Source organism: Arthrobacter ulcerisalmonis (assembly GCF_900609065.1).
Classification (GTDB): Bacteria; Actinomycetota; Actinomycetes; order Actinomycetales; family Micrococcaceae; genus Arthrobacter; species Arthrobacter ulcerisalmonis.
On the sequence record NZ_UXAU01000020.1, the window covers coordinates 1 to 20,922 of the forward strand.

20 protein-coding genes are annotated in these 20,922 nt (G+C 64.7%); 12 read left to right on the forward strand and 8 right to left on the reverse strand.

All coding sequences use genetic code 11. From position 1 onward, the window contains the following. The first annotated feature begins 38 nt into the window (after nucleotides 1–38). From PSET11_RS06575 to PSET11_RS06585, 3 genes are read left to right on the forward strand one after another with little or no spacing between them, the layout of a single operon-like run. Nucleotides 39–371: a TadE family type IV pilus minor pilin gene (locus PSET11_RS06575; protein ID WP_238989073.1), complete on the forward strand. Its 333-nt coding sequence runs from the start codon at nucleotides 39–41 to the stop codon at nucleotides 369–371. After that, the gene (locus PSET11_RS06580; protein ID WP_124091315.1) at nucleotides 371–751 is read left to right on the forward strand and encodes an Rv3654c family TadE-like protein; all 381 of its coding nucleotides are present in this window, start codon (nucleotides 371–373) and stop codon (nucleotides 749–751) included. The genes PSET11_RS06575 and PSET11_RS06580 overlap by 1 nt, the downstream gene beginning before the upstream one ends. A 52-nt stretch (nucleotides 752–803) precedes the next feature. Next, nucleotides 804–1,178 carry a hypothetical protein gene (locus tag PSET11_RS06585; RefSeq protein WP_124091316.1) on the forward strand — a complete coding sequence of 125 codons (375 nt, stop codon included), beginning with the start codon at nucleotides 804–806 and terminating at the stop codon, nucleotides 1,176–1,178. Between the two features lie 18 nt (nucleotides 1,179–1,196). On the opposite strand, the gene PSET11_RS06590 is transcribed toward PSET11_RS06585, so the two are convergent. Beyond that, nucleotides 1,197–3,569, reverse strand: coding sequence for a DEAD/DEAH box helicase (locus PSET11_RS06590; RefSeq protein ID WP_124091317.1), 2,373 nt, complete (start codon nucleotides 3,567–3,569; stop codon nucleotides 1,197–1,199). A gap of 81 nt (nucleotides 3,570–3,650) precedes the next feature. After that, nucleotides 3,651–4,343 carry a GNAT family N-acetyltransferase gene (locus PSET11_RS06595; protein ID WP_124091318.1) on the reverse strand — a complete coding sequence of 231 codons (693 nt, stop codon included), beginning with the start codon at nucleotides 4,341–4,343 and terminating at the stop codon, nucleotides 3,651–3,653. 131 nt (nucleotides 4,344–4,474) lie between these two features. Here PSET11_RS06595 and trhO point away from each other — a divergent pair, with 131 nt between their 5' ends. Beyond that, a complete protein-coding gene (trhO, locus tag PSET11_RS06600; protein WP_124091319.1) occupies nucleotides 4,475–5,368 on the forward strand; it encodes an oxygen-dependent tRNA uridine(34) hydroxylase TrhO in 894 nt (297 codons plus the stop codon). A 35-nt stretch (nucleotides 5,369–5,403) separates the two neighbouring features. Here the strand turns inward: trhO and PSET11_RS06605 are convergent, their stop codons facing one another. Further along, a complete protein-coding gene (locus PSET11_RS06605) occupies nucleotides 5,404–5,976 on the reverse strand; it encodes a hypothetical protein (protein ID WP_124091320.1) in 573 nt (190 codons plus the stop codon). A gap of 46 nt (nucleotides 5,977–6,022) precedes the next feature. Next, nucleotides 6,023–6,502 (reverse strand): hypothetical protein, encoded by a 480-nt coding sequence (locus PSET11_RS06610; protein ID WP_124091321.1) that lies wholly within the window; start codon nucleotides 6,500–6,502, stop codon nucleotides 6,023–6,025. 91 nt (nucleotides 6,503–6,593) lie between these two features. Here PSET11_RS06610 and PSET11_RS06615 point away from each other — a divergent pair, with 91 nt between their 5' ends. The 5 genes from PSET11_RS06615 to proC all read left to right on the forward strand — a co-directional run bounded on the left by PSET11_RS06615 (nucleotide 6,594) and on the right by proC (nucleotide 14,166). Further along, nucleotides 6,594–8,228: a N5-glutamine methyltransferase family protein gene (locus tag PSET11_RS06615; protein ID WP_124091322.1), complete on the forward strand. Its 1,635-nt coding sequence runs from the start codon at nucleotides 6,594–6,596 to the stop codon at nucleotides 8,226–8,228. A 121-nt stretch (nucleotides 8,229–8,349) separates the two neighbouring features. Next, nucleotides 8,350–11,079 (forward strand): type I DNA topoisomerase, encoded by a 2,730-nt coding sequence (gene topA, locus PSET11_RS06620; protein WP_124091323.1) that lies wholly within the window; start codon nucleotides 8,350–8,352, stop codon nucleotides 11,077–11,079. Between the two features lie 124 nt (nucleotides 11,080–11,203). Beyond that, nucleotides 11,204–11,623, forward strand: a complete 420-nt coding sequence (locus PSET11_RS06625; protein WP_124091324.1) for an SseB family protein — start codon at nucleotides 11,204–11,206, stop codon at nucleotides 11,621–11,623. Nucleotides 11,624–11,630: 7 nt separating this feature from the next. Further along, nucleotides 11,631–12,626, forward strand: a complete 996-nt coding sequence (locus tag PSET11_RS06630) for a Ppx/GppA phosphatase family protein (RefSeq protein WP_124091325.1) — start codon at nucleotides 11,631–11,633, stop codon at nucleotides 12,624–12,626. Nucleotides 12,627–13,332: 706 nt separating this feature from the next. Beyond that, complete coding sequence (gene proC, locus PSET11_RS06635; RefSeq protein ID WP_124091326.1) at nucleotides 13,333–14,166, forward strand: pyrroline-5-carboxylate reductase; 834 nt, start codon at nucleotides 13,333–13,335, stop codon at nucleotides 14,164–14,166. 208 nt (nucleotides 14,167–14,374) lie between these two features. Here proC and PSET11_RS17085 read toward each other — a convergent pair whose 3' ends face one another. From PSET11_RS17085 to PSET11_RS06650, 3 genes are read right to left on the reverse strand one after another with little or no spacing between them, the layout of a single operon-like run. Beyond that, nucleotides 14,375–14,725 carry an SDR family oxidoreductase gene (locus tag PSET11_RS17085; RefSeq protein WP_345788819.1) on the reverse strand — a complete coding sequence of 117 codons (351 nt, stop codon included), beginning with the start codon at nucleotides 14,723–14,725 and terminating at the stop codon, nucleotides 14,375–14,377. 10 nt (nucleotides 14,726–14,735) lie between these two features. Continuing rightward, the gene (locus tag PSET11_RS06645; RefSeq protein WP_124091327.1) at nucleotides 14,736–15,422 is read right to left on the reverse strand and encodes a potassium channel family protein; all 687 of its coding nucleotides are present in this window, start codon (nucleotides 15,420–15,422) and stop codon (nucleotides 14,736–14,738) included. Next, nucleotides 15,415–16,848 carry a TrkH family potassium uptake protein gene (locus PSET11_RS06650; protein ID WP_124091328.1) on the reverse strand — a complete coding sequence of 478 codons (1,434 nt, stop codon included), beginning with the start codon at nucleotides 16,846–16,848 and terminating at the stop codon, nucleotides 15,415–15,417. The genes PSET11_RS06645 and PSET11_RS06650 overlap by 8 nt, the downstream gene beginning before the upstream one ends. Before the next feature lie 103 nt (nucleotides 16,849–16,951). Between PSET11_RS06650 and PSET11_RS06655 the strand changes: the two genes are divergently transcribed. Next, the gene (locus PSET11_RS06655) at nucleotides 16,952–18,163 is read left to right on the forward strand and encodes an acetoin utilization protein AcuC (protein WP_124091329.1); all 1,212 of its coding nucleotides are present in this window, start codon (nucleotides 16,952–16,954) and stop codon (nucleotides 18,161–18,163) included. 68 nt (nucleotides 18,164–18,231) lie between these two features. Next, entirely contained in the window at nucleotides 18,232–18,789 is a 558-nt protein-coding gene (locus PSET11_RS06660) for an ArsR/SmtB family transcription factor (RefSeq protein ID WP_124091330.1), read from the forward strand. A 9-nt stretch (nucleotides 18,790–18,798) separates the two neighbouring features. On the opposite strand, the gene PSET11_RS06665 is transcribed toward PSET11_RS06660, so the two are convergent. Further along, on the reverse strand, nucleotides 18,799–20,124 hold the full coding sequence (locus PSET11_RS06665; RefSeq protein WP_124091331.1) for an alpha-hydroxy acid oxidase: 1,326 nt from the start codon (nucleotides 20,122–20,124) through the stop codon (nucleotides 18,799–18,801). 98 nt (nucleotides 20,125–20,222) lie between these two features. On the opposite strand from PSET11_RS06665, the gene PSET11_RS06670 reads away from it, so the two are divergent. After that, nucleotides 20,223–20,912: a FadR/GntR family transcriptional regulator gene (locus PSET11_RS06670; protein ID WP_124091332.1), complete on the forward strand. Its 690-nt coding sequence runs from the start codon at nucleotides 20,223–20,225 to the stop codon at nucleotides 20,910–20,912. Nucleotides 20,913–20,922: the final 10 nt, after the last annotated feature.

A 20,922-nucleotide genomic window follows, 5' to 3' on the forward strand; every position in this document is an offset into this window, starting at 1 on the left:
CCCATCCGGCCGCCCAACCCGCCGCCCAACGGGGCAGCGTGACCGCTGAATTCGCAGTAGCGCTGCCCGCAGTGGTCGCATTATTGGCCATGCTGCTGGCTGGCGCTGCAGCAGGCGGAACGCAACTCAGGCTGGAAGAAAGCGCCAGGGCAGGGGCGCGCGCGTTGGCCCGCGGCGAAGATCCAGGCAGGGTCCAGCAGATCGTGTCCACCCTTGCCGGCGGTACAGCCTCGGCAACAATATCTACCAGCGGCGAGTGGTCCAGCGTGACCGTGACGGACCGGGTGGGTGGCGCCCTGGGTGCAGTCATTCCGTGGGCTCTCACCGCTAGCGCTTCGACGCCCAGCGAACGCGGGGCGGAAAGGCAGTGATGGCCATCCTCGTGCGGCGCCACGGGGCCAGCGCCCACCATGCCGAACAGCGGGGCTCGGGGACTATCTTGGCAGTGAGCCTGGCATTAGTGGTGCTGCTGACGATGGCGCTGATCCTGCTGCTGGCGCAGGCTGCTGTGATGGCTAGCAGGGCGGCGACGGCTGCTGACTTGGCTGCGCTCGCTGGTGCAGATGCGCTGCGGGGGATCACCACCGGTGTGCCCTGCGTGGTGGCAGCTGATGTGGCCAGCCGTCACGGTGCCGTGATGACGAGTTGCCACTTGGGTCCCGAACAGTCGGTGGACGTGCGGACGTCCACTATTCAGTCGTCGCTCGTGGGTCCTGCTACGGGTCATTCACGAGCCGGACCGCCGCCGTAAATGTCCCACCCACGCCCTGGAATCGGCCAAGCCCGGGGAGTAGGCTCTCTAAATGGGGCGCATTCTCTCGCAGGTTCTGACCACCGTGACAGTGCTGGTGCTGGTTGTCATCGTGGTGTTGATGGCGCTGGAACCCTCCTTGCAGGCTCGCTGGATGTTCCTCTTCTGGCCCCTCGTATGGACATGCTGCGCCTTGGTGGCGCTGCGCCTCATCCTGACCGCCAGCCAGATCAAAACTCGGACGGTAGCACCGATCGTGGACTCTGTGGGCGTCTATTCGGCGTTCTACGGCTTCACACCGGGGACCTCGCACACGGACGAATCGGGGCGGCTCGCCTACAGCACGTCCCTGGTTGAGGACCACTCAGAGCCGGAACGTGGCGCGGCACCTCGGCACATAAAGCTGGACGGCCCAACTTCTCCTTAGTCCTGTGCCGCGGTCAGCTCACTGGCCCTGTGCTGCGGGGAACGCCTCATCCGAGGCGTTTACTAACAACGCGCCCAGCAGGGTGAGCGCACCGGCCTTGTCCAGCGGGTTGTTCTTGTTGCCGCATTTAGGCGACTGAACGCAGGACGGGCAGCCCGAGTCGCACTCGCAGGCCTTGATGGCATCACGGGTGGCGCTCAACCACACCTTGGCCTTCTGGTAGGCGCGTTCGGCAAACCCTGCGCCGCCGGGGTGGCCGTCGTAGACGAAGATGGTGGGCGTCCCGGTATCCGCGTGCAGCGCAGTGGAGACACCGCCAATGTCCCACCGGTCGCTTGAGGCGACCAACGGCAGCAACCCGATCGCTGCGTGCTCGGCCGCATGGAGTGCCCCCGGAAAATCCGCTTCGACCAGGCCAGCAGCGCTCAGAGTCCTGTTTTCCACCTCGAACCACACGGCCTTGGTAAACAGGTCCCGGGCGCCAAGTTCCAGCGGTTCTTCGCCGAGGATTTCATTGGAGATCAGTGCTTTACGTTGAAAGGAAACGACTTGAGTGGTCACCTTGACCGAACCGAAGTGGACCTTCACGTCGCCCCACGGGGTGGTCCGCTCGGTTTCGAGGACCTCGATCTGGGTGACATCCCGTGCCGTGGTGTAGAAGTCCGGGTTGGCACGGCGAACCACCACGCAATGATCAGTCTCGTTCAGCTCTTCCACCACGTAACTGTCGCCCTGATGGATGTACACCGCACCGGTGTGGGCCTGGTAGTGAGTCTGCGGCGAGTCCATGGTGCCCAGAAGGGAGCCCGTGTCCGCGTCCACGATACTGACTGGACCGCCGCCGTCAGCCCTGAGGTTCACCATTCCGGCGGCGCTCTGCGAATGGGTCCAGAACCAGCCGGCGGGCCGTCGCCGGAGGTACCCCTGTGTCACCAATTGGTCCAGCAAAGTTTCCGCCGTCCCGCCAAAGAGGTGCAGTTCGCCAATCCCCAACGGCAGTTCCGCAGCTGCCGCGCACAGGTGTGGTCCCAACACGTAGGGGTTGCTTGGGTCAAAGACCGTTGCCTCCACGGACACGTCGAAGACGGCCTCTGGGTGGTTCACCAGGTAGGTGTCCATGGGGTCATCGCTGGCCACAAACGCGGCGATCGCGTCCTGCCCGGCACGGCCAGCTCGGCCTATCTGCTGAAAAAGGGAGGCCCGAGTTCCCGGCCAGCCAGCCACCAGCACTGCATCCAGGCCAGAAATATCGATGCCAAGTTCCAGTGCGGACGTGCTGGAAACACCCAGGAGAGCACCCGACCGCAGGTCCCGTTCCACAGCCCGCCGCTCCTCCGGAAGATAACCAGACCGGTAGGCGGCCACCCGTTGGGGCAGGCTGGGATCCACTTCATCGAGGTGCCGTTTGGTCATGGCCGCGATGGTTTCGGCACCGCGCCGCGACTTGATGAACGCAATGGTCCTGATCTGCGCCGAAACCAAGTTCGCCAGCAGGTCAGCTGTTTCCGCCACAGCCGTTCGGCGTTGCGGAGCACCGTTTTCGCCCCGCGCTTCGGTCAAGGCCGGCTCCCAGAAGGCGACGGTGGTGGCGCCGTGCGGCGAGCAGTCTTCGGCGGTGGCCTGGACAGGAGCACCAATCAACCGGCTGAAGGACACCTCGGGTTCGGACGCTGTGGCGGACGCGGCAATGAAGACGGGCTCGGGGAAGGACGTCCCGGCGCCGTAATAGGCACAGATCCGGCGGAGCCGCCGCAACAGGTTCGCTACGTGGGACCCGAAAACCCCGCGGTAGCTGTGCGCCTCATCGATGATCACGTAGCGGAGCCGCCGGAAGAACCCAGCCCACCACGCGTGGTTGGGCAGGATGCCAAAGTGCAACATGTCCGGATTGGCGAGAATGAAATTCGCGTGGTCCCGAATCCAGCGCCGGGCAGCCGGGTCCGTGTCGCCGTCGTACGTCTCAGCCCGGACCGTAGGCAACTGCAAGGCCCGGATGGCGTTCAGCTGGTCAGCGGCCAAGGCCTTGGTGGGGGACAGGTAGAGGGTGACTGCGCCGTCGTCGTGGATTTTCCCCGGCTCTGCCAAGACCCGGAGCTCGGAACGGTGAATCGCATCGATTGCCGGCAACTGATACGCCAGCGACTTCCCCGATGCCGTGCCCGTGGCGATGACCACGTGATCGCCACGGTGCGCAATCTCGGCAGCTTGCACCTGATGTTGATACGGCTGGTGGATTCCCAGGGAGCCGTAAGCGGCCACCACGTCCGGGTGCACCCACTCCGGCCAGGCTTGGTGCACGGCAGAGCGCGCCGGAATGGTGTGGACATGACGGAGCTGCTCCGGGTCCGGGCCGCGGCCCAGCAACGAGATCAGGGAGTCATGGGGGTTCACCCCAGTATTCTTTCACCCGGCGTCCCGCAGCCCGGCCAGATTCGCCCAAGGGGTAACCCGCACCCCAAAGATGGGGTGGAACTAACTGAGCGAGAGATCTCCCAGGTCAGAATCCGCCGAAATCATCAGGACCCGCGACACGGACGTCCAGCCCAGGTGCGAATAGAGCTTGTGCCCGTCCGCGGAGGCCAGAAGCAGCCCGTGCGTGATGTCGTGGCCGAAAATCTGGGCAGCCAACGCCCGCATGATGAAGCTGCCCAGGCCACGGCGCTGGAAATCCGGGCTGGTCACGATCTTGTCGAAAACGGCAGTGCTCTGGACTTCGAACACCCGTCCGCTGGCTGCGATCACGTCCCCGGAACGCACCTCTGCATAGTGCACGCCGTCAATTTCCTGGGTGGACAGTTCGAGGTCATCGTCCGGAAGCCAAGGATCTTCAGCATCTTGGCTTTCCATGTCCACCATCATCATGGTCTGCGACGCCGAGGTGACTTTCAGGTCATGCTTCTCCGCCAAAACGGTGAACCTGGCTGTGTCATTGCTGAGGATCGTGAGGATCCGGCCTGGCGCCACAGATACCCTGGCTGCCAGTTCGCTGAATTCCGCATCGGTGGGATCCGCGGCGAAGAATTCCCACTCTCCGGTGTCATCGGCTCGAAGTGCGGCAGGGAAGCGGCCTTCGGTGGAGGTGCGGTAGCCGCGGCAGCCCGCCCAACCAGCCACCCACACGTCGAGGAGGCCAGTAACGTCGTCAACCAAGGAGTCCGGGTTCATGGCTTGAGACTATTCCAGCCCGCCTGCCAGCAACAGGGGCTGGCTCAGTGCTTATGCAATCGTGATGCGGGGGGGGTGAGTCTCGCCTCGAACCCGCCGCGTGGCACGGCGGGGCCGGTACCTTTAAAGGCGTGGCTTTGAACAAAATTGTGCTCTTTTACGGATTTACCCCCATCGCTGACCCGGACGCCGTCCGGCTGTGGCAGCGTGCGCTGTGCGAAAAATTGGGCCTGACCGGCCGGATCCTGATCTCTCGCGACGGGATCAACGCGACAGTGGGCGGCGAGATCGGGGCGGTCAAGCAATACGTCAAGACCACGCGGGAGTACAAGGGTTTCCACGGCATCGACGTGAAATGGTCCGACGGCGGTGCAGCCGACTTTCCGCGGCTGAGCGTCAAGGTCCGGGATGAGATCGTCTCGTTTGGCGCCCCCGGCGAGCTTCGGGTCGACGCCGACGGGGTAGTGGGCGGCGGCAAGCACCTGAACCCCACCGAAGTTCACGAACTGGTAGCTGCCAAGAAGGAAGGCGGCCAGGAGGTGGTTTTCTTCGATGGCCGCAACGCGTTTGAGGCGCAGATCGGCAAGTTCAAGGACGCCATAGTCCCGGACGTTGCCACCACCCACGACTTCATCAAAGAGCTGGAATCCGGCAAGTACGACGACCTTAAGGACAAACCGGTGGTTACCTACTGCACCGGCGGCATCCGCTGCGAAGTACTGTCCAGCCTGATGGTTAATAGGGGCTTCAAAGAGGTCTACCAACTCGACGGCGGCATTGTCCGGTACGGCGAAACGTTCAAGGACCAGGGCCTCTGGGAAGGCTCCTTGTACGTCTTCGACAAGCGCATGCACCTTGAGTTCAGCGACGAAGCCAAAACCATCGGCGAATGCGTTCGCTGCTCAGCGCCCACCAGCAAGTTCGAGAACTGCTCCAACCCCAGCTGCCGCACCTTGACCTTGTATTGCGCAGAGTGCGCGGCCAGTCCCGAAACGCTCCGTTGCCCTGAGGGTTGCGCCGCCTAAGGGGTCGTCACCACAGGCTCGTCACCACAGGCACGTCACGGGGTTGGCTGGAGCCGGTACGCGAAGTTCGCAGGTGAGTCCGCTGCGACGGTGACCTGGAGGGCGGCATCTTCCGGCAGGACCACCACCCGTTCGCTGCTGGTCCCACACCGCAAACCGAGCTCCAGCAGTTCCGACTCGCCAGTACTGACGCTGAAGAAGACTTGCTGCTGGCTCCGGCATGCCAGCGACAGCACGTAGGTGCCGGCTGGAATCAAAGGCGTGAAATGGGCGCGGAGTTCGCCGGCGGCGATCAGTCCCGAGCCGGCATGAAGAGTTAGCCTCGCCGATTCCGGCAAGGCCCGGGCCACCCACTCGGCCACGGCCGTTTCGGGAACGGGATTGCGCCGGAACGGATCGCGGGTCGGCTGCGGCACGGACGGTCCGGTCTGCGACGCATCGGCCAGGGTGGGCTCAACCCGGGCAGAGCCGTCGTCGTAGTCGTATTCACACCCTGCCAGCGCAACCGTGAAGGCCATGGCAACCACCGCTAGGACGGCGGCAGCAGCCTTTGGCGCCCGCGGCACCGGAGCATTGGGAAGGGGAACGGACATCCGCGGGCGGGACATACCCAGACTCTATGCCTGCGACCACCGTCAGGGTAGGGGAGCGGAGCTATTCTGCGGGGGCCAGGTGGTAGGCGAAGATGAGCGGCGCGTCCACACTGTAGGCGGCTACCTGCACCGCACCGGCGGAAGCCACGGTGATGCGGGTGGTTTCCTTACTGCCGTTGCAGGCCGCCCCGGCATCCACCACGGCTGCGCCGTCGAGGGTGACGGCGAAGAACGCCTTGCCGCCGCCGTCGCACGTGACCGTCAAGGTGTACCGGCCTGCGGGGACGTCCGTGGCGCTGGCGCTGATCCGGTCCCGGTTCAAGATCTTCCCCGCGTCCTCCAACACGGTGTCCGGCACGGTGGGCAGTGCGGTGGCCTGCCACTGCGGGACATCGGCCTTCTCCACGGGTACGGTGGCCGAGCAGCTGACCAGGGCCAGCGACGCCAACGCCAGTGCACCGGCCAGCCGCAACGAGGTCCGGCCCGGAACGAAACGGGTACGGGCGGCGGCGAACGAACGGCGGGAAACAGGCGAAGGCATGGTTCAACGCTACCGCCTGCGAGCCGCCCACTACGCACCGTGGCTGGCCGGTGACGGCGAACGCCCAGGCGCCGCGGACTAAACTTGGCCGGTGCCCACATCTACCTTCGAGTTCACCGCCGGCAACACCCCAGGTGCCCCGCGCAGCGACCGCCCAGACCTCCTGACCGCCCTGGCTGCCGACCTGCGTCGCATCAACTACACGCTCGACGGCGTTGCAGCCCTGCTGGGCCCTTCCGCCTCTGCCGCGCTCAACCGGGACCAAATCATCCCCGCCCTCATCGCTACCGAGAGTGCGCCCCAACGCGACCCAGGCACCGCGGCGCTCGCCGCCGTCGTCCGCTTCTGGCTCCTGGCCGAACCGCAGGAAGGTGACGTGCTCGACGCCGCCCTACCGGGCATCCGCGTCGCAGGGCTGGTTGCGCTGGGACTGGTTGAGCCCGTGCCCGGCAGCAGCCGGATCGCGGCGGCAGCCGATCTGCGGCCCTACGGGTGGGACGCCAACGATGATGGCAGCGGCGGCGCCGAACTCTGGGTGGCCAGCGATCTTGCCGCCCACCAGCAGGCGGGAATGCTGCGCCATGACCACGTGCTGGGCATTGGGCAGGCATCCACCACGTTGGTCCAGACCACCATCCGGCAGCACACCGAGCGGGCGCTCGACCTGGGGACCGGGTGCGGCATTCAGGCCTTCCACCTGCTGCATCACTGTGAACACGTCACGGCCACCGACATTTCCGCCCGCGCGCTTGCCTTTGCACGGTTCAATATCCTGTTGAACGCCGAGGCCCTTTCGGTGGACCCGGAACAGCTGGCGGACAGGGTCAGCCTGCGGCTCGGATCCCTGCTGGAACCGGTGCGTGGGGAAGAATTTGGGCTGGTGGTCTCCAATCCGCCGTTTGTCATCACCCCGCGCTCAGGCGGCGAGCAGGCGGCTGACCAGTTCACCTACCGCGACGGCGGTCTGCCGGGTGACGATATTGTCGCCGCGTTGGTCAGGGACTTGCCCGCTGTGCTGGCGCCCGGCGGGACGGCCCAGATGTTGGGAAACTGGGAGGTCCCCAGCGGCAGTGCCTGGCAGGAGCGGCCGCAGGGCTGGGTGGGCCAAAATGTGGACGCGTGGTTCATCCAGCGCGAACAGGTCAGCCCCGAACAGTACGCCGAGACATGGCTGCAGGATGCGTCCGAGGCCCGCGATCGGAACCACTATAAGGACGCGTACGCCGCATACCTTGCGGACTTTGGTTCCCGCAACGTGGCAGGCATCGGGTTTGGCATGGTGTGGCTTCGCCGTCCCCTCGATGCCGATGCTCGCATCAGTCGCTTCGAGGAAATCACGTACCCGATCGAGCAGCCCATCGGGCCGCACCTGGGGGCCGCCGTCGAACGCGCCGACTGGGTGGCGGCCGCTGATATTGAGGACGTACACCTGCTCGTGGCGGAGGACGTCACGGAAGAACGGCATCAGCGCCCGGGCGCGGAACACCCCGGCGTGATCCTGCTCCGGCAAGGTGCCGGGCTGCGCCGGACCAACCTGCTCAGCACCGAACTGGCGGGCTTCGTGTCAGCGTGCGACGGCGACCTGACCGCCGGACAGATCGCCGGCGCGCTCGAGGCACTCCTGGGCGGATTCGAAGGATTCGACGGTGATGCCTTCCGCGGGCAGCTGCTTGCCGAGGTGCAGAACCTGGTCCGCGATGGGTTCCTCATCCCCGTATCCAGCTGAGCAGCCTAGCCCCGTAGCACTCGCCTGGTTTTCCACATGAATACGCTTATTGCGCCGAAATATGGTGAACTAGGCCAGTATGGGCTCATCCGCCCTGGCAACCTTTTTCTGTAGGAGCACCGTGCCCAGCAAGGCCAAAACCGGCAAGAAACTCGTGATTGTGGAGTCTCCGGCCAAGAGCAAGACCATCGCCAAGTACCTCGGTGAGGGTTTCATCGTCGAGGCTTCCGTCGGCCACATCCGCGACCTGCCGCAGCCGTCCGAGCTGCCCGCTGAACTGAAGAAAACCCCGGTGGGCAAGTTCGCCGTCGACGTGGAAAACGACTTCAAGCCGTATTACATGGTCTCCGCCGACAAGAAGAAAAAGGTGACTGAGCTCAAGGCTGCGCTCAAGGACGCCGACGAACTTTATCTCGCAACCGATGGGGACCGCGAGGGCGAGGCCATCGCGTGGCACCTGCTTGAGGTACTCAAACCCAAGGTCCCCGTGTACCGGATGACGTTCGGCGAAATCACCAAGGAAGCCATCCAGCGCGCCATGGGCAACCTGCGCGATGTGGATTCGGCGCTGGTGGACGCGCAGGAAACCCGCCGGATCCTGGACCGCCTTTACGGCTACGAAATTTCGCCGGTGCTGTGGCGCAAGGTGGCGCGTGGCCTGTCCGCCGGCCGCGTGCAGTCTGTGGTCACCCGCATGGTGGTGGACCGCGAACGCGAGCGGATGGCCTTCAAAGCCGCCTCCTACTGGGACCTGACGGGCCAGTTCGGCGCCGGGTCCGGCTCCTTCAAGGCCAAGCTGGCCGCGGTGGACGGTTCAAAGGTCGCCACCGGCCGCGATTTTAACGACGACGGCGTCCTCACGTCCCGCAATGTGGCGCACCTGAACGAGGAACTCGCGACGTCCTTGGCAGCCGGGCTGCAGAGCGCTGAGTTCAGCGTCCGCTCGGTGGACACCAAGCCGTACACGCGGCGCCCCGCGGCCCCGTTCACCACCTCCACATTGCAGCAGGAGGCCGGCCGCAAGCTGCGCTTCTCGTCGAAGAGCACCATGCAGGTTGCCCAGCGCCTGTACGAAAACGGCTACATCACCTATATGCGTACCGACTCCTCGTCCTTGAGCGACGAGGCCGTCACGGCAGCCCGTCGCCAGGCGTCGGAACTGTATGGCCCCGAGTACATCCCCGGCACGCCCCGCGTTTACACCGGCAAGGCCGCCAACGCCCAGGAAGCCCACGAGGCCATCCGCCCCGCCGGTGACTCCTTCCGAACTCCCGCCCAGGTAGCCAAGCAGCTCTCCGGTGACGAGTTCCGGCTCTACGAACTGATCTGGAAGCGCACCGTCGCCTCGCAGATGGCCGACGCCAAGGGTTCCACGGCAACGATCCGCCTCGGCGCGGTAGCCACTGACGGCCGGGACGCTGAATTCTCCGCCTCCGGTACCGTCATCACTTTCCCCGGTTTCCTTGCCGCCTATGAGGAAGGCAAGGACGAAAGCCGCGGCGACGACGACTCCGACGACGCCCGACGGCTGCCGAACGTTGCCAAGGGAGATGCCTTGACGGCGTCGGACATCCTGGCCGTGGGGCACGAAACCTCGCCGCCACCGCGCTTCACCGAAGCGTCCCTGACCGCCGAACTCGAAAAGAAGGGCATCGGCCGGCCCTCGACGTACGCGTCCACCATTTCCACCATCCAAGACCGCGGCTATGTGCGTAAACAGGGCTCGGCGCTGGTTCCCAGCTGGATCGCGTTCTCGGTGATCCGGCTCCTGGAGCAGCACTTCACCGACTATGTGGACTACGAGTTCACGGCGGACATGGAAGGCGACCTGGACAAGATCGCCAACGGCCAAGCAGTGGGTTCCGCCTGGTTGCGGCACTTCTACTTCGGTGAAGACGCCGAGCCGGGCCTGCTGAGCATCGTGAACAACCTGGGCGAGATCGACGCCCGGGAGATCAACTCGATTCCCATCACGGATGAGATCACCCTCCGCGTGGGCAAGTTCGGCCCGTACCTGGAGAGCTCCACCGCCACAGTGGACCCCAAGACGGGCGAAATTGTTGAGAACTCACGGGCCAACGTCCCCGAGGACCTGGCGCCGGACGAACTGACGGCGGCCAAGGCCATCGAGCTGATGGAGACGGCAGCCCCGGAGGAACGTGTGCTGGGCGATGACCCGCACACGGGCCACACGGTGGTTGCCAAGAACGGCCGCTACGGCGCCTATGTCACCGAGGTCATCCCGGAGATGACCGAAGAACAGATCGCCAACCAGCCGGTGGAGTATTACAAGAACGGCAAGCCGAAGCCGCCGAAAAAGCCGGTCAAGGCCAAACCACGCACCGGTTCACTGTTTGCTTCGATGACGGTGGACTCCGTCACCCTGGACGAGGCGTTGGCGCTGATGAGCTTGCCGCGCGCCCTCGGCGAGGATGCTGAGGGGAACCTCATCACGGTGCAGAATGGCCGGTTCGGTCCGTATTTGAAGAAGGGAACCGACTCTCGTTCCATCGGCACCGAAGAGGAGATCTTCACCATCACGCTGGAGCAGGCGCTGGAGATCTACTCCCAGCCCAAGCAGCGTGGTGCCCGGGCAGCGGTTCCGCCGTTGGCCGAGTTCGGTCCGGACCCCGTGTCTGAGAAGAACATCGTGGTGAAGGAAGGCCGCTTTGGCCCGTACATCACCGACGGCGTCACCAACATCACCGTCCCCCGGTCCACGTCAGTGGAAGAGCTCACGCGCGAACAGGCAGTTGAGCTGCTCGCCGAGAAACGCGCCAAGGGACCGGTCAAGCGGACCACCACCGCCCGCAAGGCACCCGCCAAGAAGAAGGTCGCGGCCAAGAAGTAGTCGGGAGTGGTTGGGAGGAATCCTCTCGTGTGCGTCCAGGCAGGCACGCTGCCGGATTCCTCCCAGCCGCCCGGTACCAGCTGGCCGAATTGCGGTGGAGAGCTCAACGTGATCGGGTAGTGGGATGACTGAACAGCCTGCAACCGCCGATCCCACGCCCCTCAACGACCTTGAGGAGAAGCTCGCCCAGGGTGACAAACCTGATGCCAGCCCCGTGGACGTGATCCTGTCATTCCTCAACAGCGAGGTCTACATTGTCAGCTCAGACAACGTGGAAAGCCCCGACTCCCAGGTGGAGCCCCTCGTCCTGGCGAACGCCGACGGCGACCCGGTCCTGGCCGTCTTCTCACACCCCAGCCGCGTGGACACGCAGTTCCTCGAGGCCGCCCCGCACGTCCTGGGTACGCAGGGTGCAGCCATCATCGGCAACATCGGTGACGAGCTGGGCATGGTGATCAACCCGAGTGCTGCCTACGGTTTCGAAATCAACCCCGAGGGCATCGCCAACATCAAACGCGACTTCAAACGCGCCGAAGAGGAATAATGGGGGGATGCGGCTAGGCGTCCTCGATATCGGATCAAACACTGTCCACCTTCTCCTGGTGGATGCCCACCCTGGCGCGCGCCCTGTGCCGTTCGCCTCGCACAAGAGGCCACTGTCGCTGGTGCAGTACCTGGAGCCGGATGGCAGCATCAACGAAGCCGGCCAGCATGAGCTGACGGACTTTGTGCTGGAGGCCTGGGAGTTCGCTGCTCGGCACAAGGCCGATGACCTGCTGGCGTTCTGTACCTCAGCCATCCGCGAGGCCACCAACGGTGCGGCCGTGTTGGCCCGAGTCAAGCACGAAACCACCGTGACCTTGCAGGAGCTCAGCGGCAGCGAGGAAGCGTCCATGACGTTCTTCGCGGTCCGCCGTTGGCATGGCTGGGGTGCAGGCCCCATCCTCAACTTGGATATCGGCGGTGGCTCGTTTGAAATGGCGTTTGGTCAGGATGAACTTCCGGAGATGGCCACGTCAGTTCCCCTGGGTGCCAGCCGGTTGACCAGGGACTGGCTGTCCGAAGATCCGCCTTCTGCGCGCAGCGTCAAGGAACTACGCCGCTACATCCGTGCCACGCTCAAGCCAGCCGTGAGCCAGTTCGACGGCCTGGGCCGGGCCAATGTGGTGGCTGGTACGTCAAAGACGTTCCGCTCCCTCGCTCGGATCGCCGGCGCCGCCCCCAGCGCATCCGGCCCATACGTCAAGCGCGAACTGCAAGCCTCAGACCTTGGAGTCTGGGCGCAACGGATCTCGGCCATGAGCTCGGAAGACCGGCTCCACCTGCCCGGCGTCTCGGAAGCCCGGGCGGACCAGCTCCTCGCCGGGGCGTTGGTTGCCGAGGCCGCCCTGGAGCTTTTCAAGTTCAAGAAAATCCGGATCTGCCCCTGGGCCCTCCGTGAAGGCCTCATTTTGCGCCGGCTGGACCAACTGGTTTTTGCCGGTCCACTCGACCCGGCACCGCACATTGCCCAGCAGACCGCACCTGAGCTGGGGGCGGGGATCTAGGGAGCTGCTGTACCTGTTGCTTGATTAGTGCGTTGCCCCATTCAAATGATGGACGTCATAAAAAGCGCTGCAGCCAGCCAAGCTTTGGTGTGACCTTGGATTCAACTACTTTTGGATTTCAAATTCAAAGTAAAGATCGGATGCAAGAGTGCAATACAAACCATCGGCCGGCATATTCATTGGCGGGCTCGTTCTCTCGTTCGCCGGGGTAACGTTCATGCTTCTGGGCAATCTCGTGGAAGAGCCTGCTGTTGCAATTCTCTTAGGGATGTTAGGACTCTTGGTGGGGCTGGTACTTCTCTGCGTAGGCGCCTCGCGAGCGTTGGTCATCATTGACCAACTGCCGGCTGCTTTTCGTCATCTCGAACGGGTCCAGGAGGTGCGTCCTTCGCAAACCGATGGTCGAACGGAAAATTAGGCGCACTTCTTTTTTGCACTGGAGATCAAGTTCTGGCTGGAAGTGTCTTCTTGTGCCCCTGCCGCTTAAACGCGAAAGCACCGGCGCCGGCAACAGGAAAATGGGGGAAAACCTGTTGCCAGCATCCGGCGCCTCGGGCAGGCATCCTCATGCCTGCCGCATCACTCGCACCCTCAATGAGGTAATAACTACTCTAAGCAGCCAAGGTGGGAGCTTCCTGCAATCAGTATGTGAGCTTCCTGTTAATCGCGAACTGCAGGCTGATACCTGAACTGCAATGATGGAGCCATGACTAATCGAATTGCTTTCCTCGGCTGTGGATCCATGAACGAAGCCATTCTTGGCGGTCTCTTGGCGGCCGGTACCGACCCAGCCGACGTGGTGGCCACCGTCCGCCGGGCAGAACGCGCAGCCGAACTTGCCGAGCGGTATCGCGGAATTGCCGCGATCGCCGGTGAGGAGGAAGCGGACAATAACAAGCTTGCCGCGACCGGGTCCGCCGTCGTGATCCTGGGCGTCAAGCCGGTGGGGATCGCGGATTTGGCCCGCGAGATCAGCGATTCGCTGGCGCCGGACACAGTGGTGGTCAGCGTGGCTGTCGGGGTTTCGCTGGCGCAGCTCGAGGCGCAGCTTCCGGCAGGGCAGCCCGTCATTCGGACCATGCCCAACACGCCGGCCAAGTTGGGGCGCGGGGTGGTGTCGGTGTCGCCGGGTACCAGCTGCACACCCGAGCAGTTGCAGGCCGTCAAGGACATCCTGCGCAGCGCGGGGACCGTTGTTGAGGTGCCCGAAGAACAAGTGGATGCACTTTCTGCCATTAGCGGCTCAGGGCCGGCGTACGCGTTCTACCTCGCCGAGGCCATGGCCGCAGCTGGCGTGGAACTTGGCCTGGACCGGGAGCTGTCGCTGTTGCTGGCCCGCGAAACGGTCGCAGGTGCTGGTTTCATGCTGGCCGAACCCGGCGCCGACCCGTCCGCCCTCCGCAAGGGTGTGACCAGCCCCAATGGAACCACCGAGCGCGCCCTCGCCACGTTTGACGAGCAGGGGCTCCCGGCAATTGTCGCTGCCGGGGCTCGGGCCGCCGCAACCCGGGCCGCGGAGATCACCCAACAGCTGGGCTGAGTCGGCCGTTCAGTCGAGGGCCGCCAGCCATTCCTGAAAGTTCTGGCGGCCGACGGCGGCACCCGCCGTGGGGATCAGGTCGCCCTTGCGCATGGCACGGCCCATCGCTCCTGGGGTGGGGATGCCCACGACCCACTTCCGTTGTCCCTGGTGTTTGAGGTACGCCTTGACCAGATTGATCAGTTCGTGCCGCTGCGGGCCGCCGAGATCAGGCAGCCTGCCTTGCGGACCAGCTTCTGCCGCGTCCCGACGCGGCCTGGTCGATGCCCACGATGGAGAGCGCCACGTGGTGGCTCACGCCTGCGCTCTGCTCCGCAGCTAGCAGGTTCCGGCCGGCGGCGGTGAAGAATTCGACGGCCTTCCGGGTGGACAGGGTCTGGATGCCCGCCGCATCAATGACGGTGTCCACGCCGGCCAAAGCTTCGGCCAGGCCACGACCTGTCACTAAGTCCACGCCATCCGCGCGGGACAGGCTCACCACCCGGTGTCCGCGCTCCTTGGCAGCCGCCACCACGTAGCGGCCAACAGTTCCAGTTCCTCCTGCAACAGCAATGTTCATGGGCCACATCCTACGGCCGGGCAGCGAACCTCTCCAGCAGGTCAACGTGGCCGGAAACGATCAGCATGTCCCGTGCGGAGACCTTCGTTTCGGGACGGGCGTAGGTGAAATCCTCCCCGGGGGACTTCACGCCCACGATCGTGACACCGTACTTTTCCCGGACCTTCGACTCACCTAGCGTGAACCCGACTGTTTCGCGTGGTGGATACATTTTCACGATCGCGAAGTCGTCGTCGAACTCGATGAAGTCCAGCATCCGCCCGGAGACCAGGTGGGCGGCGCGCACGCCAGCGTCAGCCTCTGGGTAGATGACGTGATTGGCGCCGATGCGGGTGAGGATCTTGCCGTGGGACGGCGTGATGGCCTTGACCCAGAGGTGCTCGATACCCAGGTCCACCAGGTTCACCGTGATCAATACGGAGGACTCGATCGAGGTACCCACGCCCACAACAGCCGAGCTGAATTCCTGCGCACCGAGCTGGCGGAGCGCATCGATGTTGGTGGCATCGGCTTCGACCACGTGGGTCAAGAGGGGAGCCCATTTCTGCACCAGGTTCCGGTCCCGTTCGATGGCCAGCACCTCGCGGCCCTGCTTCACCAACTGCTCGGCCGTGGAGGAGCCGAAGCGGCCCAAGCCAATCACCAATACGGGTGCGTTGTGGGCCGGGCGCCGGGGCGCGTCTGGGGAACTAGCCAATGATCGGCCTTTCTTCGGGGTAGTGGTACAGCTGGCTGCGCTGACGCAGGGTCAGGGCCGCAGCAAGGGTCACGGTGCCAACGCGGCCGGCAAACATCAGCGCCGACAAGACGTAGACGCCCTCGGGCGGAAGCTCGGCGCTGAGGTTCGTACTCAACCCTACGGTGGCGAAAGCGGAGATGGTCTCGAACAGGACCCGGTCCAGAGACGCACCGCTGATGTGCAGGAGCAGGAACGCGGACACCGAGACCAGCGTGGCACCGGCCACGATAACGGAGATGGCCACACGCATGGTGCCCTGGGGGATGGTTCGGCCGTGGACCTTCACGTCAGCATCGCCGCGGGCCTCGGCCACAATCGCAAGGAACATGACCGCGATGGTGGTCACCTTGATGCCGCCTGCGGTGGAAGCAGAGCCGCCGCCAGCAAACATGAGGGCATCGGTCAGCAACTTGGTGGTGGACTCCATCTGGTTCTGGTCCACCAGGTTAAACCCACCAGACCGCGTCATCACAGAGGCGAAGAGCGAGTGCGTGACCTTGTCCCCGAAACTCATGTCGCCGATGGTTCTCAGGTTGTCCCACTCCATCAGCCCCCACAACAAGGCGCCCGAGAACAGCAGGATGAACGAGACCTGGATGGTCAGCTTGGTGTGGAGGTTCCACTTCTTCCAGTTCAGCCCGTTCTGCTGCAGCACCATCACCACAGGAAAACCCAGGCTCCCGAAGAACACGCCCAGCATGAGGGGAACCAGGATCCACAGGTCCGTCTCATACGGGACGATCCCGTCCGAGTGGGGGGTGAAGCCGGCGTTATTGAAAGCGGAGATGGCGTAGAAGATCCCGTGCCAGACCGACTGCCAGAACGGCTCGCCCAAGGTGAGGAAGCGGGGAATCAGGGCGAGCGCAAGGATGCCTTCAATGGCCACGGACGTGGTGATCACGATCCGCAGCAGCGTACCCACCTCGCCCAACCGGCCAGCGTTGTTCATCGCTTCCTGCGCGATCAACTTGCCCCGAACACCCAGCCGCTTGCTCACCATCAGGGCCAACAGCGAGGCGAGCGTCAACGTGCCCAAGCCGCCCACGAAGATGCCCACCAGGATCACCAGTTGGCCGAAGAACGACCAGTGCACCGCCGTCGAAACCACCGTGAGTCCGGTAACGCAGACGGCCGAAACGGCGGTAAACATGGCCTGGTACAGGGGTGTGGGCGTGTTGCTGGCTGACGAAATGGGGAGTGACAGCAAGAAGGTGAACACCAGGCACACCGCGGCGAACGCGCTGAGCGCCAGGCGGGCCGGGGAGGTGTTGGCGATGTCGTCGATGAAATCGCGGATTCTGGTGAAGATCCAGAGGCCCTCGCGCTCCTCCGCGGAGGGGTGCCAGTTGGCCGAATTCCGGGGCCTCGACTGGCTTTGAGTCATGTGCCGATTGTCCTTGCTCGATTCTGCTTCCCTGAGTAGTAAACCACTAATACACCCGTCATGGCCGGGGAATGCGCCGTCCGGCTCCGGTAGCCTGTGATTGATGACATACCTGCCCGGTCTCAACCCGCCAGCCCCGCCAACCACGGTGTCGTGGAGCCCGGCCCTGACCGCCTACAACTTCGGCCCCAGCCACCCCATGGCTCCGGCGCGGCTGGACCTGACCGCTCGACTTGCCCGGAGCCTGGGTCTTTTCGACCTGGACCACGTGGCGGTGGTGGCGCCGGAAGTGGCCACCGATGGGCAGTTGGAAATGGTGCACTCGCCGGAATTTGTGGCCGCTGTCCGCCGGGTCAGCGCCGACCCCACGGCCGATGAACCGGACCGCGGGCTGGGTACCACCGATGACCCCGCGTTTGCCGGGATGCACGAGGCCGCAGCGAGGATTGCTGGCGGATCCTTCGAGGCCGCCAGCCGGATCCTGGACGGCTCGGCCCTGCACGCGGTGAACTTTGGCGGCGGCATGCACCACGCGAACCGCGACCGAGCCAGCGGCTTCTGCATCTACAACGACGCGGCGCTCGCCATCCAGAAGCTCCTGGACGGCGGTGTCAGCAAAGTGGCGTACATCGACGTCGACGCCCACCACGGCGACGGAACCGAAAGTATCTTCTGGGATGACCCCCGGGTGCTGACGTTGTCCTTGCATGAGAGCGGCCTGTCGTTGTTCCCCGGAACGGGCTGGGCCAACGAAACCGGCGGACCCAACGCGGAAGGCACGGCGGTGAATGTCGCAGTGCCCGCCGGCACGGGAGACGGGGCCTGGTTGCGCGCCTTCCACGCCGTGGTCCCGCAACTCATCGCCGCCTTCGCGCCAGAAGTGATCGTCAGCCAGCACGGCTGTGATTCGCACCGAGACGATCCGCTGACCAACCTCAAACTCAGCGTGGACGGACAGCGCGAGGCGATCACCGCCGTCGGGAATCTGGCAGACCGGCACTGCGGCGGACGGTGGATCGCTACCGGCGGCGGCGGGTACAGCATCTGCGAGGTGGTGCCACGGATCTGGAGCCACCTGATCGCCATCGCCGCTGGCCGGCCCGTGCCGCTCCGGACGCCGGTCCCCGAAGACTGGCGCGCCTATGTGGAGGACAAGTTCGGCATCGCGGCGCCCGGGCTGATGGGGGACGACGTGGAGCTGTGGTGGCGATCCTGGGAGGCCGGATTCGATCCCAATGACGCCGTGGATCGAAGCGTTATGGCCACCCGCAAAGCAGTGTTTCCGCTACACGGACTGGACCCCTGGTTCGACTGATCACCCGCTGCGGCCGGGAGCCGACACAGTGGATGCCTTTAGACGTATATGTCGCTAGGGTGGGAGGCATGGTGACAGACGACGTATTTGCCGTCATTGCGGAATCGACGCGGCGGGACATTTTGGTCTCCCTCCGCGCCGGTGACAAAGCTGTGGGGGAGTTGGTAGAGGAGTTGGCCGCGAGCCAGCCCACAATTTCGAAGCACCTCAAAGTGCTGCGCGAGGCCGACCTGGTCAGCATGCGCGCGCAGGGACAGCGCCGGTACTACGCCCTGAACCGGAAGCCTTTGGAGGGCATCGCGGAGTGGCTGGGAGCGTTCGACGTCGGCACGCCCGTCCCAGCTCAGGTCTCGGTTTCCGCTGGGGTCCAGGCTGCCGTGCCCGCTTCTGCACCGGCAACGGCGGAGTTCGTCGGGGTCCCGGCCGCGGCTGCCCCAGCCAGCGTCTTGGCGCGGGAGGGTGCTGAGCTGAGCGCCGCCGTCGTGATTCCCGGGGGTGCAGACCTGCCGCTGACCGACGATACGGTGCCGCAGCAGATCGGCCGGACGGTGGGCCGGGCCGCCACGAAGGCCGCCGACCTTTTGGCGAACCTGCCCAACCTGCCAAAGTTCGGCCGCAAAAAGTAACGCTTCCGGCTACTTACCCAGCAACCGCACGTGCTCCGGCGTGAGGTCGGAGATGCTGCTCACGCCAAGCAGCGCCATGGTGCGGGCCATGTCCTTTTCCAGGATCTGCAGCGTGCGGTCCACGCCAGCCCGGCCGCCCGCCATCAGGCCGTAGAGGTACGCCCGGCCGATCAGCGTGAAGTCTGCGCCCAAGGCCAGGGCCGCAACAATGTCCGCTCCGCTCATGATCCCGGTATCCAGGATGATGGCCGCGTCCGAGTTGTCCCTGCTGAACGCCTCCTTGACCGCCGGCAGCAGGTGGAAGGGGATGGGGGCCCGGTCCAGTTGCCGGCCGCCGTGGTTGGAGACCACCACACCGTCGGCGCCGTGGTCCACCACCTTGCGGGCGTCTTCAACGGTCTGGATGCCCTTGACCACCAGGTTGCCCTTCCAGGTTTCGCGGAGCCAGTCGAGGTCCTCGAACGTCAGCGTGGGATCGAACATGGAGTTGATCAGGTCCGCGACGGTGCCGGTGTAGCGAGAGAGGGACGCGAAGGTGAGCGGCTCGTGGGTGAGGAAATTGAACCACCAGGCCGGACGGTAGGACGCGTCCAGCACGGTTTTGACGCTCAGGGCCGGCGGGATGGTCATGCCATTGCGGACATCTCGAAGCCGGGCGCCCGCGACGGCGGTGTCCACGGTGACCATCAAGGTGTCGTTACCGGCTTTGGCTGCGCGATCGATGAGTTCCAGTGACCGGTCCCGATCCGTCCACAGGTACAGCTGGAACCAGTTGCGGCCGTTGGGTGCTGCGGCGGCAACGTCTTCGATGGACGCGGTGCCCATGGTGGAGAGGGTGTACGGGATGCCGGCGGCCTCGGCGGCTTGCGAACCGGCGTATTCACCCTCCGACTGCATCATCCGCGTGAACCCGGTGGGGGCAATGCCTACGGGCAACCGCGATGTCTTGCCTAGAATCTCCGTGGTCAGATCAACGCTGGACACGTTGCGGAGGATGCCTGGCCGGAACTCGATGTCGAGGAATGCCTGCCGTGCCCGCCGCAGGGTGATTTCTTCTTCCGCGGCACCATCGGTGTAGTCGAACGGAGCCTGCGGGGTCCGGCGCTTGGCCATGTCCCGCAGTTCCCAGATGGTGCTGGCCCGCTTCAGCCGCGCTTCCTTGCTGAATTCTGGCTTTTTGAACTGCATCAGCGGTGCCAGGTCTGAATATTTGGGGATTCGGCGCTTCAGGGCAGCGGGAATCGCCCTTGCGGGGTGAGGAACTGGGCTGGCGTCCGGCGCCGGAGTGGTCTCGGGAGTCGTCTCCGGACTGTTGGGCTGGATGGTGTTAGTCAATGCGTCCTCCATTGGGCCGACAGGTCCGCGACGGAACCTTCTGTGGTCTAACCACAGAGTAAACCATGTGGTCCAACCACATCAACTATCATTGCTGCATGCGAACCCATCAATTGGTCCTGGCGTGGATCGAGAATGAGCTATCCGACGGGAGGCTGACGTTGGGCGGCAGGCTGCCCGCCGAACGGACCCTCGCCGAGCAATTGGCCGTCTCCCGGACCTCGGTGCGCGAGGCGATCCGGATCCTCGAAGCCATGGGCGTGGTCAGAGCGGGGGTGGGGTCCGGGCCTGACGCCGGCACAGTAGTCATCGCGGACCCGACGGCCGCCCTGGGCGCTGCCCTCCGGCTGCACGTCGCCACCCAGCACCTCCCCGTCGCCGACATCGTGCAGACGCGCGTGCTGCTCGAGTCATGGGCCGTTTCTGCGGCCCGCCCCGAGGCCGCTGAACTGGATAACGCGGCGTCGCTGCTGGCTGCCATGGACCACGCGGACCTGCCGAGCGCCGACTACCTTGCCCTGGACGTGCGCTTCCACCTAGCCCTGGCAGACGCTGCTGGGAACGCCGTGGTGAGCGCCATGATGGGCTCGCTGCGCGAATCGATCCAGGGTTACGCGGCGCGACTCACCGCCAACCTCCCGGACTGGAAGGCCACGGCGGCGCGGTTGACGGCGGAGCACCGGGCGATTCTTGAGGCCATCAAATCGGACGACGGCGGCCTGGCAGCTCAACTGATCACTGCCCACATTGAGGGGTACTACAACGAGGCCGGAGCTCACTCCGAGTAGGCCCGGCGCC